General features: G+C 75.0%; 13 protein-coding genes and 1 riboswitch. Of the genes, 11 read left to right on the top strand and 2 right to left on the bottom strand.

Translation table 11 applies throughout. The annotated features are described in order from the left end of the window. Positions 1–38 precede the first annotated feature (38 nt). Positions 39–2075, bottom strand: coding sequence for a DUF4214 domain-containing protein (locus AC3WUG_RS04405; protein WP_492326539.1), 2037 nt, complete (start codon positions 2073–2075; stop codon positions 39–41). Positions 2076–2298: 223 nt separating this feature from the next. On the opposite strand from AC3WUG_RS04405, the gene AC3WUG_RS04400 reads away from it, so the two are divergent. The 8 genes from AC3WUG_RS04400 (at position 2299) to AC3WUG_RS04365 (ending at position 10406) form a co-directional block, all read left to right on the top strand. After that, positions 2299–3384, top strand: a complete 1086-nt coding sequence (locus AC3WUG_RS04400; RefSeq protein WP_492326538.1) for a lactate/malate family dehydrogenase — start codon at positions 2299–2301, stop codon at positions 3382–3384. Continuing rightward, on the top strand, positions 3381–3899 hold the full coding sequence (locus AC3WUG_RS04395) for an ACT domain-containing protein (protein WP_492326537.1): 519 nt from the start codon (positions 3381–3383) through the stop codon (positions 3897–3899). Before AC3WUG_RS04400 ends, AC3WUG_RS04395 begins: the two co-directional genes overlap by 4 nt. Positions 3900–3977: 78 nt before the next feature. Then, positions 3978–4091, top strand: a riboswitch (glycine riboswitch). A gap of 200 nt (positions 4092–4291) precedes the next feature. Continuing rightward, positions 4292–7306 carry an aminomethyl-transferring glycine dehydrogenase gene (gene gcvP, locus AC3WUG_RS04390; RefSeq protein WP_492326536.1) on the top strand — a complete coding sequence of 1005 codons (3015 nt, stop codon included), beginning with the start codon at positions 4292–4294 and terminating at the stop codon, positions 7304–7306. Further along, on the top strand, positions 7303–8475 hold the full coding sequence (gcvT, locus tag AC3WUG_RS04385) for a glycine cleavage system aminomethyltransferase GcvT (protein ID WP_492326535.1): 1173 nt from the start codon (positions 7303–7305) through the stop codon (positions 8473–8475). Before gcvP ends, gcvT begins: the two co-directional genes overlap by 4 nt. Before the next feature lie 67 nt (positions 8476–8542). Next, positions 8543–8914, top strand: coding sequence for a glycine cleavage system protein GcvH (gene gcvH / locus AC3WUG_RS04380; protein WP_492326534.1), 372 nt, complete (start codon positions 8543–8545; stop codon positions 8912–8914). Between the two features lie 250 nt (positions 8915–9164). After that, positions 9165–9404 (top strand): helix-turn-helix domain-containing protein, encoded by a 240-nt coding sequence (locus AC3WUG_RS04375; protein WP_147795137.1) that lies wholly within the window; start codon positions 9165–9167, stop codon positions 9402–9404. A 163-nt stretch (positions 9405–9567) separates the two neighbouring features. Beyond that, positions 9568–10176: a hypothetical protein gene (locus tag AC3WUG_RS04370; RefSeq protein WP_492326533.1), complete on the top strand. Its 609-nt coding sequence runs from the start codon at positions 9568–9570 to the stop codon at positions 10174–10176. Next, positions 10176–10406 (top strand): helix-turn-helix domain-containing protein, encoded by a 231-nt coding sequence (locus AC3WUG_RS04365; RefSeq protein ID WP_203666895.1) that lies wholly within the window; start codon positions 10176–10178, stop codon positions 10404–10406. Before AC3WUG_RS04370 ends, AC3WUG_RS04365 begins: the two co-directional genes overlap by 1 nt. On the opposite strand, the gene AC3WUG_RS04360 is transcribed toward AC3WUG_RS04365, so the two are convergent. Continuing rightward, positions 10403–11317, bottom strand: coding sequence for a LysR family transcriptional regulator (locus tag AC3WUG_RS04360; RefSeq protein ID WP_492326532.1), 915 nt, complete (start codon positions 11315–11317; stop codon positions 10403–10405). The two genes, AC3WUG_RS04365 and AC3WUG_RS04360, sit on opposite strands and share 4 nt — an antisense overlap. 123 nt (positions 11318–11440) lie before the next feature. Here AC3WUG_RS04360 and AC3WUG_RS04355 point away from each other — a divergent pair, with 123 nt between their 5' ends. The 3 genes from AC3WUG_RS04355 (at position 11441) to AC3WUG_RS04345 (ending at position 14605) form a co-directional block, all read left to right on the top strand. Then, positions 11441–12460 (top strand): YeiH family protein, encoded by a 1020-nt coding sequence (locus AC3WUG_RS04355; protein ID WP_492326531.1) that lies wholly within the window; start codon positions 11441–11443, stop codon positions 12458–12460. Between the two features lie 292 nt (positions 12461–12752). Further along, positions 12753–13697 (top strand): carbohydrate ABC transporter permease, encoded by a 945-nt coding sequence (locus AC3WUG_RS04350; protein WP_492326530.1) that lies wholly within the window; start codon positions 12753–12755, stop codon positions 13695–13697. Next, on the top strand, positions 13694–14605 hold the full coding sequence (locus tag AC3WUG_RS04345) for a carbohydrate ABC transporter permease (protein ID WP_492326529.1): 912 nt from the start codon (positions 13694–13696) through the stop codon (positions 14603–14605). The genes AC3WUG_RS04350 and AC3WUG_RS04345 overlap by 4 nt, the downstream gene beginning before the upstream one ends. The last annotated feature ends 29 nt before the right edge of the window (positions 14606–14634 follow it).

Below are 14634 nucleotides of genomic sequence, written 5' to 3'. Positions count from 1 at the left end.
GCCGCGAGCACCGGACGCCGGTGCCCGCGGCCGCGACGTCAGGGCTTGCCGAAGTACTCCTGGCTGGCGATGATCCCGCCGATGATCGCCTCGACACGGCCGCCGCGCTGGATCTGCGAGACCCAGGACGCCTGGCCGACGGCGTCGATGTGCCGGTCCAGGAGGTCGACGTAGTAGCCGTCCACGACGGTCGTGAGGTGCTCGGACGAGAGCAGGAAGCCCATGGCCACGCTCGTCCGCGACTTGCCCTGTGCCAGCTGACGGGTCCACCCCGTGATCTCGGCAGCCGACGGGTTCCTGTTCAGGACGTGCTGGTAGAGCCGGGCGACCCAGGCCGAGTTGCTGCCACCGGCCCGCTGGTAGTACTCCGCGGAGGCGATGAACCCGCCCTCGATGCTCTGGACGGTGCTTCCCGTCTGCATGGCGCGGAGCCACGACGCCGCACCCGCCGGGTCGGGAGACCGCCCCAGGTAGGTCTGGTAGGCGCCCGCGATGAGGCGCGACCGGTACTCGTCCGAGCCGGTGATGGCGTTGGCCACGGCGACGCGTGGCTGCCCGGCCAGGAGGTTGCGGGTCCAGCTGGTCAGGCCGGTCGGGTCGGGCGCACGCAGGAACAGGTCCTGGTACACCTTCGTCACGTACCGCTGGATCTGGGACGCCTCGCCCGACGGGCCCACCGTGACCCGCGCGGTCCCGGCGACGGACGTGGTGGTGATCGTGGCGTCCGCCCCGGGGACGTCCCAGGTCTGCCCGATCGGGAGGGAGGGGTTCGCGAACGACGGGGCGGTGGGCTGGAGGTCGAGCAGGAAGCTCGTCGGGTACCGGTAGGTCGGGTCGGTCAGCACCAGGCGGGCCTGGACACCGGCCCACTCGGGGCGGTGCAGGGCGTCGGAGTCGACCGCCGGGCGGAAGTCGGCGAACACCGGGCCGAGGTCCGAGGTCAGGCGGACGCCCCGGACCCCGGTGGTCTGGGACAGCGGCGTGAGGTCGACCGTGCTGGTCGTGAGCACCGGGCTGCTGATCGTCGTCACGGTCGCCCAGCCGAGGGCGTCGGCGAAGCCCGAGCTCAGGCTGCCCGGCCGGGTCCAGTCGCGGCCCTGCCCCATGACGTCGGTGTCGTCGCCGTACTCGGTGACGGTGCAGGTCCGGCCGTCGGAGGTGAGGGGCACGCGGCCGCCGCCCGCGGTCGTGCACACGAGCGTGTTCGCGTGCCCGAGGCCGAGGTTGTGCCCGAGCTCGTGCGCGAGCACGTAGATCTCCGTGGCCCCGTTGAGCCAGATGGCGCCGCCGTTGATGGTGGCGAGACCGGCGAAGTCGCAGCCGGCGTGCTCCGGGAACCAGACCGCGACGTGCCGGGTCGACGTCGGCGTCAGCCCGGTCTGCTCGAGGACCTGGCCCATGATCGCGTCCTCGTCGCACAGCGCCGGCCGGGTCACGGTGACCGCCGCGCGGACGGACGTCTGCAGGTCCACGCGGCCGTTGCTCTGCCGCTCCCAGTAGGTCTCCGTCCCGGCGGCGGCGGCCTGCAGCTCGGTGGTGGGCACCGTGGTGGAGCTGCTCCACCGGGCAGGCACGACGACGAGCTGGTGCACGCCCGAGACGAGCGCCGCGTCCGGGAGCGACGTCGGGTCGGTCCCGCCGTCCGTCACCTCGACGTCCACGACCTGGGTGGCGGGCGCCACGGCGTCCTCCTCCGTCGCCAGCGCGGCGAGGGCACCGTCCTCGTCGAGGCCGGCCCGGGCCTGGATCGTCACGGTGACCGCCCCGCCCGCGGGCAGGCCCTCGGACGGGCTCAGCTCGGCGCCGACGACGGGGGCCTGCACGGCGGACAGGTCGATCATCGCGTCGCCGACCTCGGCGTACGCGGTCGTGACCGACCCCTCCTCGAAGTGCCGGCCCTCGGCGCCGACGCGGTCGGACGTGCGGTACACGACCCGCCCGTCGACCTGGAACTCCTGGGTCGGCTCGTCGGCGAGCGCGGCGACCGGGGCCAGGAGGCCCAGGACGGCGGCGCCCGCCGTGGCGAGGCCGGCCCGGCGGCGCAGGGCCGGGTGGCTGGAGACGGTGGGACTCATGCGGGTCCTCCTGGGGCCCTGGTGCGGGCGGGACGGTGCTGCGGGGCGGGCGCAGGCCGCGCATCGCCCCCTGTGTGCTCGATGGTGCCCTTCTCCCGAGCCTGCGCGCCGGGGTTTCGGCGCGCACGACCCGGATGGCGCAGCGTCCCCATCGGACGCCGGACCGCCCGCGTGAGCGGCCCAGGATCGATGGGGCCCGTCCGGGTGACCTAGGGTCGGCCCCGTGGACGTGGCGGTGCTGGGAGCGACGGGTGACGTCGGGCGGCAGGTGTGCGCGCAGCTCATCGAGCGGCGGGTGCTGCCGACGACGTCGCGGCTGCAGCTCGTCGGGCGGCCGGGCGGCGCGTCGGGGCGGGCGTCCTACGGGCTGCGCGCGGACCTGGTCGACGCGTACGACGAGCACGCCCCGCTCATCGACGTGGCGCTCGACCCGGAGGACGTGGTCGCCGACGTCGTCGTGCTGACCGCCGGCCGGACGGCGCCCGCGCGCGCCGGGGCGGTGACGGACCGGGCGGCGCTCGCGGCGGAGAACCACGAGGTGTTCGCCTCCTACGCCCGCGCCATCGCGCGGCACGGATCCGGGCACGAGGTGGTCGTCGTGGTGTCCAACCCCGTGGAGCTGGGCGTCGCGGTGGTGGCCCGCGAGCTGGGCCGGCACCGGGTGATCGGCATGGGCGCCTGGCTGGACACGCTGCGGTTCCGCCGCGAGGTCGCCGTCTCGCTCGGCGTGCGCCGGCACCGGGTCGGCGGGTTCGTCGCCGGGCAGCACGGGGACGACCTCGTGCCGCTGTGGTCGACGGTCCGGATCAGCGGGCTCGACGTCGAGGAGCGGCGGCGGGCGGTGGCGGCGCTGCGCGGCGGGCGGACCCTCGACGGGTTCGCGGCCGAGATCGAGGCCGCGAAGCGGGACCTCGGCGGCCTGATGGCTGACGACGTGGCCGCGGCGTTCGACCTGGTCGAGACCTGGCCGCCGGACCTGCGCGGCGTCGCGCGCCCGTGGCTCACGCACCAGAGCGGCGCCAAGACGGCGGCGGCCACCGCGAACGCGACGGTCGACCTGGTGGACACCGTGCTCGACGGGCGGGACATCGTGGTCGCCGGGCAGGTCGCGCTGGACGGGGAGGTGGCCGTGGCGGGGACGCCGCTGCGCGGGGTGCTCGGGGTGCCGGTGGTGCTGGGACCCGAGGGCTGGACGCGGGTGCTGCTGGACGAGCCCGAGCCCGACGAGGCGCGCCGGCTGCTGGCCTCCGCCGCGCGGATCGACGCGATGCTCGCGCCGTGGGGGCTGGGCGCGGGGGCGGCCCGGTGACCGCCGTCGGCCCCGTCGCGGTCGAGCCGGCGCCCGGACCCGACCGCCGCTGGGTCGCCTTCGTGGCGGGCGCGGACGCCACCGGCACCCTCACGGCGCTGACCGGGGTGTTCTCCACCCGCGGCGTCTCGTTCGACTCGCTCACCACCGGCGACGTCGCGGACGGCGTCGGCCTCATCGTGGTGACGTTCACCGCCTCCGAGCGGCGGCAGCGCCTGCTGCTGCGCACGCTGCGACGGCTCGCGGCCGTCCGGTCGGCCGAGGTGCGTGCGGTCGGCGACCCCGCGGTCCGCGCGGCCGCGGTGGTGCACCTGCCGCGCGCGTCCGGGCCGTTCGTGCCGCCCGACGACGCCGCCGTGCGCTGGTCCGGCGACCCCGCCGCGGGCCAGGCGGTGCTGGTCGAGGGCCCGCTTCCCGAGGTCGAGCGCGTGGTGGCGGCCGCGCGCGCCCGCGGCGCGGACTCGGCCGCCACGGTCGTGCTGCCGCTGCCCGCGGCAGAGTTCACCGAGCCGTAACGGCCGACGGGCGGACGCGGGGGACGAACGGCCCACGACCGCGGTTAGGCTGTGACCCAGACAACTCAACACGCTGCTCGAACCGCGGCGGGAGAGCCCTCCCGCGCGACCGCCCCGGCGGCCGCGACCGCGAGGCGCCGAAGGAGCAACCCTCCCCGGGAATCTCTCAGGCCCCCGTACCGCCGTGGCGAGGCAACTCTGGAAAGCGGCCGGCGCACGCCGGCCCACCGACGGTGCAAGCCGGCGCGCCCCGGCCCTCACGGGCACGGCGGACCGGCAAAACTCTCAGGTCGTACGTCCGCGGCACGCCCGCGGCCGGCGGATGACAGAGCGGGGAGACGCGCACCACCCGCCCGTCCGCCTTGCACGTCCGACCCGCCCGGAGCAGCCGCGTGACCCACCTCGAGGACCTCCCCACCGACGCCCGCACGACGGCCGCCGGGACCCCGCGCGCCGCCGCGCCCGCGGACCGCACCGACGCCGCGCGCGGCTTCGCCGACCGGCACGTCGGCCCCCGCCCGGGCGACGTCGCGGGCCTGCTGGCGCACGTCGGCGACGGCTGGCCGAGCCTGGACGCGCTGATCGACGCGGCGGTCCCGGCGAGCATCCGCACCGACCGCCCGCTCGCGCTGCCGGAGGCCCGCGGCGAGTCGGAGGTGCTGGCCGCGCTGCGGACGATCGCGGACAAGAACACCGTGCTCACCCAGATGATCGGCCTCGGCTACCACGACACCGTGACGCCGCCGGTGATCCGCCGGAACGTCCTCGAGTCCCCGGCCTGGTACACCGCGTACACGCCGTACCAGCCGGAGATCTCCCAGGGCCGGCTCGAGGCGCTGCTCAACTTCCAGACCGTCGTCGCCGACCTCACCGCGCTGCCGGTCGCGAACGCCTCGCTGCTCGACGAGGCCACCGCGGTCGCCGAGGCGGTCGCGCTCATGCACCGCGCCGCCAAGGGCCGCACGGGCGTCGTCGTGCTGGACGCCGACTGCCTGCCGCAGACCCTCGCCGTCACGCTCGGCCGGGCGGAGGCCGCGGGCCTGGGCGTCCGGGTCGCCGACCTGAGCGACGGGCTGCCGGACCTCGGCGAGGACGCGCTCGTCGGGCTCGTGCTGCAGGCGCCCGGCGCCTCCGGTGCCGTCCGGGACCTCGCGCCGCTGATCGCCGCCGCCAAGGACGCGGGCGCGCTGGTCACGGTCGCCGCCGACCTGCTGTCCCTCACGCTGCTCACGCCGCCGGGGGAGCAGGGCGCGGACATCGCGGTCGGCTCAGCGCAGCGGTTCGGCGTCCCGCTGTTCTACGGCGGCCCGCACGCCGCCTACATGGCGGTGCGCACCGGCCTGGAGCGCTCGCTGCCCGGCCGCCTGGTCGGGGTGTCGATCGACGCCGACGGCGCGACCGCGTACCGGCTCGCGCTGCAGACCCGCGAGCAGCACATCCGCCGCGAGAAGGCCACCAGCAACATCTGCACGGCGCAGGCGCTGCTGGCGATCGTCGCCTCGATGTACGCGGTCTACCACGGGCCCGACGGGCTGCGGGAGATCGCCGAGCGGGTGCACGCGCGCGCGGTGGCCCTCGCCGACGGGCTGCGCGCCGGCGGCGTCCCGGTCCAGCACGCCCAGTTCTTCGACACCGTCCGCGCCGTGGTGCCGGGCCGGGCGCGCGCGGTGGTCGCCGCCGCGGCCGCCCGCGGGATCAACGTCTGGGCCGCGGACGACGACCACGTCCAGGTGACCTGCGACGAGGTGACGACCGAGGCGCACGTGGCGGACGTGCTCGCGGCGTTCGCCGACGCCGACGCGGGTGCGCTCGCCACCGGCCCGGCCGACGGGCTCGACGCCCCCGCCATCCCGGTGCACCTGCGCCGGACGAGCGACTACCTCACGCACCCGGTGTTCCACCGGCACCGCTCCGAGACCGCGATGCTCCGGTACCTGCGCGCGCTGTCCGACAAGGACCTCGCGCTGGACCGGACGATGATCCCGCTCGGCTCCTGCACGATGAAGCTCAACGCGACGGTCGAGATGGAGGCCATCTCGTGGCCCGGGTTCGCCGGGCTGCACCCGTTCGTCCCGGCCGAGCAGGCCGCGGGCTACGCCGAGCTGATCGGCGACCTGACCGGCTGGCTGGCCGAGATCACCGGGTACGCCGCGGTGTCGGTGCAGCCGAACGCCGGCTCGCAGGGCGAGTTCGCCGGGCTGCTCGCGATCCGCGGGTACCACGAGGGCCGGCGGGCCGAGGCGATCGCCGGCGGCGCCGCGCCCGAGGACGTCCCGGTGCGCGACCTCTGCCTCATCCCCGCGTCGGCGCACGGCACGAACGCCGCGTCGGCCGCCCTGGCCGGGATGCGGGTGGTCGTCGTCGCTACCGCCGAGGACGGCTCGGTGCAGCTGGACGACCTGCGCGCCAAGCTCGAGCAGCACGGCCCGCGCGTGGCCGCGATCATGATCACGTACCCGTCGACGCACGGCGTCTACGAGGAGGACGTGCGCGAGGTCTGCGACCTGGTGCACGCCGCGGGCGGCCAGGTGTACATCGACGGCGCCAACCTCAACGCGCTGGTCGGCCTGGCCCGGCCGGGCGAGTTCGGCGGCGACGTGTCGCACCTCAACCTGCACAAGACGTTCTGCATCCCGCACGGCGGCGGCGGCCCGGGCGTCGGCCCGATCGGCGTCGCGGCGCACCTGGTGCCGTACCTGCCGGCCACGGACGCGGTCTGGACGGGCGAGACCGGCCCGCTCGCCGGCGGCGAGGCCCCCGCGGTGTCGGCCGCGCCGTTCGGGTCCGCCGGCATCCTGCCGATCTCCTGGGCCTACGTCGCGCTGATGGGCGGCGACGGCCTGCGCCGCGCCACCGAGACCGCCGTGCTGTCCGCCAACTACCTGGCCTCGCGCCTGGCCCCGCACTTCCCGGTGCTCTACACCGGCCCCGCGGGCCTGGTGGCGCACGAGTGCATCCTCGACCTGCGCGCGATCACCAAGCAGACCGGGGTCACCGCGGAGGACGTCGCCAAGCGGCTCATGGACTACGGCTTCCACGCGCCGACGCTGTCGTTCCCGGTGGCCGGGACCCTGATGGTCGAGCCCACCGAGTCCGAGGACGTCGCGGAGCTCGACCGGTTCGTCGAAGCGATGGTCGCGATCCGCGCCGAGATCGACGCGGTGGCCGCCGGGCGCTGGGCGGTCGCCGAGTCGCCGCTGCGGAACGCCCCGCACACCGCCGCGTCGCTCGTCGCCGACGACTGGGACAAGCCCTACGGCCGCGAGCTCGCGGCCTACCCGGTCGCGGGCCTGCGCGCCGGGAAGTACTGGCCGCCGGTCCGGCGGATCGACGGCGCGCACGGGGACCGGAACCTCGTCTGCGCCTGCCCGCCCATCGAGGCCTACGCCGAGGGAGCCGCGCTGTGACCGAGACGACCACCCCGACCACCGACGACGCGACGGGGGCCGTGCTGTCCCCGCTGCACGCGGAGCACGTCGCGCTCGGCGCCACGATGACGCCGTTCGCCGGCTGGATGATGCCGCTGCGGTACGCCGGCGACCTGGCGGAGCACCAGGCCGTCCGGACCGCGGCCGGGCTGTTCGACCTGTCGCACATGGGCGAGCTGCACGTGGACGGCCCCGGGGCCGGCACCGGCCTCGACCACGCGCTGGTCGGGAACATCTCCGGCCTCGCGGTCGGCCGGGCGCGGTACACGATGATCGTGCAGGAGGACGGCGGGATCCTGGACGACCTGATCGTCTACCGCCTGGCCGACGAGGCCTACCTGGTGGTCGCCAACGCGTCGAACGTCGCCGTCGTGGCGGGCGCGCTCGCCGAGCGGCTGGCTCCGTTCGACGCCTCGCTCACCGACCGGTCCCTGGAGACGGCGCTGATCGCGGTCCAGGGTCCCCGGTCCGCCGAGATCGTCGTCGGCCTCACCGACCCCACGCACGCCGACGCGGTGCGGGACGTGCGGTACTACGCGGGCGTGCCCGCGACCGTCGGCGGCGTCGAGGCCCTGGTGGCCCGCACCGGCTACACCGGCGAGGACGGCTTCGAGCTGTTCGTGCCCGCCGCCGCGGCGCCCGGCCTGTGGCGGGACCTGCTCGCCGCGGGTGCGCCGCTCGGCCTGGTGCCCGCCGGGCTGTCGGCGCGCGACAGCCTGCGCCTGGAGGCGGGCATGCCGCTGTACGGCAACGAGCTCGACACCACCACCGCCCCGCACGACGCCGGCCTCGGCCGGGTGGTCCGCCTGGACAAGACGACGGCCGACGGCGAGCCGCTGCCGTTCGTCGGCCGCGCGGCCCTCGCCTCGCGGGCGCACGCCACCCCGTCCCGGGTGCTCGTCGGCCTGGTCGGCTCCGGTCGCCGCGCCGCGCGGCACGGCTACGAGGTGCTCACCTCGACGGCCGAGGACGCCGTCACGGTCGGCCGCGTCACGTCGGGTGCGCCCTCGCCGACGCTGGGCACCCCGATCGCCATGGCGTACGTGACCCCCGAGGTGAGCGCCGAGGGCACGGAGCTCGCGGTCGACGTGCGCGGTCGGCGCGAGCCGGTCCGCGTGGTGGCGCTGCCGTTCTACCGTCGGTCCTGACCGCCGCCCCGACCACCCCCCACCCGCCGGCGAGCGCCCGCTCGCGAGCACAACCCCGGAGAGCACCATGAGCGACGTCCCCACCCACCTGCAGTACACGGCCGAGCACGAGTGGATCGACGGCGCCGAGCCGGCCACCGTCGGCATCACGAAGAACGCGGCCGACGCGCTCGGCGACATCGTCTACCTGGAGCTGCCGACCGTCGGCAGCGAGATCGCCGCGGGCGCGGTCGTGGGCGAGGTCGAGTCGACCAAGTCGGTGTCCGAGCTGTACTCCCCGGTCGCGGGCACCGTGGTCGAGGTCAACCAGGAGGCGGTCGACGAGCCGTCGGTCGTGAACGGGGACCCGTACGGCGCCGGCTGGCTGTTCAAGGTGGACGTCACGAGCGCCGGCCCGCTGCTGTCCGCCGCGGAGTACGCGGCCACGCTCACGGACTGAGACTCCCCCGGACGGCGGTTAGCCCGTTCGGGTGTTTCTGAGGAGCCTCTCAGGAGACCGCTTGCCGGACGGTGACCTGGGCCTTCGGTCCTAGCACACGGGCGGTGCGTCCCGCATCGTCCGCACGTCGCCGGGAACGGGTGAGAAACCAACTGCGATCGAGGCCGCCACACTTGCCGATCAACACCGGTAGACGGCAGCCGGAGACCCCCAGCAGCCGGGACTCGCCACACGCAGACCGGAGGACAGCATGGCCACCCTGGAGATCGCCCCCACCGCGTCCACCAGCATCCTGGGTGAGCCGCTCACGACGCGTGAGCGGGTCGTCCTCGCCGAGCTGGCGGAGGACGTCACCCTCGAGGACATCGCCCGCAAGCTCTTCGTCACGCGCAACACCGTGAAGTCGCAGGTGCGGTCGGTGTACCGCAAGATCGGCGTCTCCACGCGGGCCGAGGCCGTCGCCTGGGCCCAGGCCGCCGGCATGCGCTGACGCACCGCGACCCCCCTCGCCGGGGGTGACGGGCACCACCAGGGCCGCGACCCCCCTCGCCGGGGGTCGCGGCCCTGCGTCGTCCCGGCCGGGCTCGACGCGGCGCACCCGATGGCATATCGTCAATCGATAACATCGATCCTCGATATGCATGGGAGACGTCATGACGACCCGGACACCCTGGTTCACCAGCCGGTCCGACCTGCTGTCCCTCCTGGTGGTGGGCGCCGCCGTGATCGTCTGGCAGGCGATCGGCCTCGTCGCGTCGGTGGCGCGGATCCTGCCGAACCGGGACGCCCCCGTGGACGTGATGATCATGGGCGCGACCGTCGACCTCCCGCTGGGCCCGGACGGCGCCGCGGTCGCCGCGACGGTGGACACGGCGACGCTCACGGTGTCGGACCTGCCGGTCGCCACGTACGTGGCGGCGCTCGGTGCGGCCGCGGTGCCGCCGCTCGCGACCATCGGCGTCACCGTCTGCGTGCTGCTGCTGTCCCGGCGGATGCTGGCCGGGCAGTTCTTCTCCGGGACGACGACCCGGCTCATCACGGCGGTGTCGCTGCTGATCGCCGGCGGCTGGGTCGCCTGGTTCGGCTGCTCGGTGCTGGCGTCGAACGGGGTCCTGGCGCAGGTCGCCGACCGGGCGGTCCTGGAGCAGATCACGTTCGAGGTGTCGTGGACGCCGATCCTCGCGTCCATGGCCGTGGGCGCGCTCGCCGCCGCCTTCCACGCGGGGGAGCGGCTGGAGCGCGAGACGGAGGGCCTGGTCTGATGCCGCCCGAGGACGACGCCGGGCGGATCCACTGCCGGCTGGACGAGCTGCTGGCGGAGCGCGGGATGACGCTCGCCCGGCTCGCGGAGCTGGTGGGGGTGACCGTGGTCAACCTGTCGGTGCTGAAGAACGACCGGGCGCGCGCGATCCGGTTCTCGACCCTGACCGCCGTGTGCGACGTGCTCGGCTGCCAGGTCGGCGACCTGCTGGTGGTGGCGCCCCGGGGCTAGCCCGTCGTCGTCGCGCGCACGACGTGCTCGGCGAGCCCCACTGCGGACGCGGTCGGCCGTCGGGACCGCGCCCAGACCATGCGGAGCGTGCGGGTGAGGTCGACCCCCTCGACCGCGACGCGGACCAGGTCGCCCCGGGCGATCTCGTCGGCGACGGTGAGCCGGGACAGCACGGCCGCGGCGCCGCCGCCGCGGACCACGTTCTTCACCGCGGAGGTCGACCCGAGCTGCGCGGGCGAGCCGGCGAGCGGGTGGCCCGCGGCGGCGAGCGCCTCCTCCAGCACCGCCCGGGTGCCGGACCCGGCCTCGCGCACGGCCAGGGGAGCGCCGGCGAGCTCGGCCGCGGTGACCGGCCGCCGCCGGCGCGCCCACGGGTGCCCGGGCGCGACGACGACCACCAGCTCGTCGTCGCCGACCGGCCGGGCGTCCAGGCCGTCGGCGACGCCCGGGCCCTCGACGAAGCCCAGGTCGGCGCGGCCGTGCAGCACCGCGTCCATGACGTCGCGGGAGTTGGCCACGACCAGGTCGACCACGGCGGCGCCCGCGGGCAGGGTCGCCAGCCACCCGGGGACGAGGTACTCCGCGACGCTCAGGCTCGCGGCCACCCGGACCCGGCCCTGCTGGGCGCTGCGCAGCGCCTGCACCTCGCGCTCGAGCGCGTCCGAGGCGGCCAGGACGTCCCGGGCCCGCCCCAGCAGCGCCCGGCCCGACGGCGTGAGCCGCGTGCCGGACGCCGCGCGCGCCACCAGCGTCAGCCCGGTCTGGCGCTCGAGCCGGCGCAGCCCGGTGCTCACCGACGGCTGCGCGAGGCCGAGAGCCCGCGCGGCGCCGGACAGCGAGCCCTGCGCGTCGACCGCGTCCAGCAGCTCGAGCGCGCCGAGCGGGATGCGCCGGGGCGGGGCGGTGTCCATAGCCTCAGGCTAGAGCCAGGCAGGCAGGTCGGCGTTCCAGGGCGGCGCGGGACGCCGGATCCTGGGAGGGTGCTGCCCGCTCCGCCCCCCGCCCCGTCCGCTCCGCCCGCAGTCCGGCGCCGGGTGCTCGGCCTCGACCCCGCCGTCCTGCCCGGGGCGGTCGCCGCGCTCCTCGTCGGCGCCGCCTGCCTCGCGCTGACGGCCGTCGTCCCCGTCCTGCCCGGCCTGCTCGTCGCGATCGTGCTCGGCGCCGTGGCCCGGTCCGCCGGGCTGGTCCCGGCGGTGCTCGAGCCCGGTCTCGCGTGGACGGGCCGGCGGGTGCTCCGCGCCGGGGTGGTCCTGCTCGGGCTGCAGCTGTCCGTCCGCGACCTGCTCGGGCTCGGCGCGGGCGAGGTGGTCGTGCTGCTGGCGACGGTGTCCGCGACGTTCGCCGCGACGCTGTGGCTCGGCCGGGTCCTCGGGGTGGGGCGGCGCCTGACGCTGCTGGTCGCGACCGGGTTCTCGATCTGCGGGGCCGCGGCTGTCGCGGCGATGAGCCCCGTCGCGGAGGCCGAGGAGGACGAGGTCGCCACCGCCGTCGCGCTGGTCACGGTCTACGGCAGCGTCGCGATCCTCGCGGTGCCGCTCGCCGCGGGGGCCCTGGGCCTGACCGACCGGACCGCCGGCCTGTGGGCGGGGATGTCCGTGCACGAGGTCGCCCAGGTGGTCGCCGCGGCGGGGACCGTCTCGGCGGCGGCGCTGTCGGTCGCGGTGGTCGCGAAGCTCGCGCGGGTCGTGCTGCTCGCGCCGCTGGTGGCCGGCGTCGGGCTGGTGCGGCGGCGGGCGGGCGCGCGTGCCGGGGACGGCGACGGGGCGGGGGACGCCTCCGGGCGACGGCGCGGCGCGGCACCGCTCGTCCCGCTGTTCGTCGTCGGGTTCGTCGTCGCGGTGGCGGTGCGGTCGGCCGGCCTCGTCCCGGAGGCCGTCCTGCCGGCGGTCAAGCCGGTCACCACCCTGCTCCTCGGGGCGGCGATGACGGCCCTGGGGACGCAGATCCACCTCGGCCGGCTGGTGCGCACCGGCGGCCGCCCGCTGGCGCTCGGCGCGGCGGCGACGGCGGTGGCGATGTCGGTGAGCCTGGTCGGGCTGCTCGCGATCGGCTGACGGCCCCCGAGCCCGGGGCCCTGTTCTCGAGAAAGAGTTTCGCCCGACTTCACGCTTCGGTCTCGGTACGACAACCGCATGAGAATGCGCATTGACAGGTCGACGCGCCCGTCGATACGTTGCCGACAGCTCGACAAAGAGCGAAAGAGTTTCCGACTGAACGGCGCACGCAGGTGTGCGCCGCATGTCCGTCCTGGCATCCGTTTCACGGTCTCAGCCGTGCCCGGGCGGTGCGCCCGAGGGACGCGTCCGACGCGCCCCTGACGCCCCGTGCCCAGGAGGTCCTGCCGTCATGCCCGTCGCCGCCCGCCGGTCCGGCCGAGGGGGTGCCGCCCCCGTGCGGCGGCTCCTGTACTCGCAGCGGCTCGCGCCCTACCTGTTCATCCTGCCGTTCGTCGCGACGCTGGCGCTGTTCTGGATCATCCCGGTCGCCCGCTCCGTCGTGATGTCGACGCAGGAGGTCCTGTACGGCCAGACCACCTCGGTCGGGCTCGACAACTACGCCCGCCTGTGGAACGACAGCGTCTTCTGGACCGCGATGTTCAACAGCGCGCGGTACATGGTCCTGACGCTGGCGCTGCTCATCCCGATCCCGATGCTCCTCGCGGCCGTCGTGAACTCCCGGATCGGGAGCCCGCGGGTCAAGGCGTTCTTCAAGGCGTCGTTGTTCGTGCCCGCCCTCACCTCGGTGGTGGTCGCCGGCCTGGTGTTCCGGCTCATGTTCTCCGAGTCGGAGAACGCGGTGATGAACCAGGTGCTGCAGCTGGTCGGGCTCGGGCCCGTCCGGTGGCTGCGCGAGGACCTCACGGGGCTCGCGGCGCTCCTGGCGCTCGCCGTCTGGCGCTGGACCGGGGTCAACACCATGTACTTCATCGCCGGGATGCAGTCGATCCCCGGCGAGTACTACGAGGCGGCCTCGATCGACGGCGCGAACAAGCGCCAGCAGTTCCTGCGGATCACGGTGCCGAACCTCCGCCCGACGATGGTCTACGTCACCACCATCAGCGTGTACGGCGGCCTCGCGATGTTCCTCGAGAGCTTCATGCTCTACGGCGGGAACGCGTCCCCCAACAACCAGGGCCTGACGGTCGTCGGCTACCTCTACCGCCGCGGCATCGAGCAGAACGACCTCGGCTTCGCGTCCGCCGTCGGGATCGTGCTGCTCGTCGTGGTCATGGCGATCAACATCACGCAGCTGACCCTCTCCGGCACGTTCAGGAAGGAGCACGTGCGATGACCGCGGCCCCCGCACGCACCCGCCCCGCGTCCCCCGCCCCGCCCGCGTCCGGCGCGGGTCCCCGCCGGCCCGCCCCGCGCGGCGTCCGGGCGCTGTCGGCCCTGCAGTCGGCCGCCCTGATCGCGATCGCGCTCGTCGCGCTCGTCCCGCTCGCCGCGATCCTCGTGGCCACGTTCCAGTCGGGCGCCGACATCATGCGCGGCGGGATCACGCTCGCCGTCGACCCGGCGACCCTCAGCCTCGACAACTGGACGATGCTGTTCACCGACTCCGGGCCGTACTTCCGGTGGTTCGCCAACTCGCTCGTGGTGACGGTGGTCCAGGTCGTCGGGACGCTGCTGGTCAGCTCGTTCGTGGCCTACGGCTTCGCGATGTACGAGTTCCGCGGCCGCACCCCGCTGTTCATCGCGGTGCTCGCCATCATGGCCGTCCCGTTCGAGATGGTGATGCTGCCCCTGTACGTCCAGGTGAACGAGATGGGGCTCGCCGACACCTACGCGGTCATCGTCATCCCGTTCCTGGCCGCGGCCGTGACGATCTTCTTCTTCCGGCAGTACTTCCTCGGGGTGCCCAAGGAGATCCTCGAGGCCGGGCGGGTGGACGGCGTCACGGAGTTCGGCATCTTCTTCCGGCTGGTCCTGCCGATCGCGCGCCCCGCGATCGCCGCCATGGCGATCCTCAACGGGATGATGTGCTGGAACAACCTGCTGTGGCCGCTCCTCGTGCTGCGCTCCTCCGAGAAGTTCACGCTGCCGATCGGGTTGAACACCCTGATCACGCCGTACGCGAACAACTACGGCCTCCTCATCGTCGGGTCCTTCTTCTCGCTCGTCCCGATCCTGGTCCTCTTCCTCGCCTTCCAGCGCTTTTTCGTGGAGGGAATGACCGCGGGCGCCGTCAAGGGCTGACCCGTGCGACGCACACAAAGGAGAAGCAG

Source organism: Cellulomonas sp. EB106-03-03-XG116, from assembly GCF_058792015.1.
The sequence above is the reverse complement of the archived record's forward strand: the minus strand, read 5'-3'. Positions and strand labels throughout refer to the sequence as shown.

Bases quoted from the DNA above. Each gene is read 5' to 3' on its own strand.
- AC3WUG_RS04405 (WP_492326539.1), bottom strand. From the start codon at position 2,075: ATGAGTCCCACCGTCTCCAGCCACCCGGCCCTGCGCCGCCGGGCCGGC.
- gcvH (WP_492326534.1), top strand. From the start codon at position 8,543: ATGAGCGACGTCCCCACCCACCTGCAGTACACGGCCGAGCACGAGTGG.
- AC3WUG_RS04375 (WP_147795137.1), top strand. From the start codon at position 9,165: ATGGCCACCCTGGAGATCGCCCCCACCGCGTCCACCAGCATCCTGGGT.
- AC3WUG_RS04370 (WP_492326533.1), top strand. From the start codon at position 9,568: ATGACGACCCGGACACCCTGGTTCACCAGCCGGTCCGACCTGCTGTCC.
- AC3WUG_RS04365 (WP_203666895.1), top strand. From the start codon at position 10,176: ATGCCGCCCGAGGACGACGCCGGGCGGATCCACTGCCGGCTGGACGAG.
- AC3WUG_RS04360 (WP_492326532.1), bottom strand. From the start codon at position 11,317: ATGGACACCGCCCCGCCCCGGCGCATCCCGCTCGGCGCGCTCGAGCTG.
- AC3WUG_RS04350 (WP_492326530.1), top strand. From the start codon at position 12,753: ATGCCCGTCGCCGCCCGCCGGTCCGGCCGAGGGGGTGCCGCCCCCGTG.
- AC3WUG_RS04345 (WP_492326529.1), top strand. From the start codon at position 13,694: ATGACCGCGGCCCCCGCACGCACCCGCCCCGCGTCCCCCGCCCCGCCC.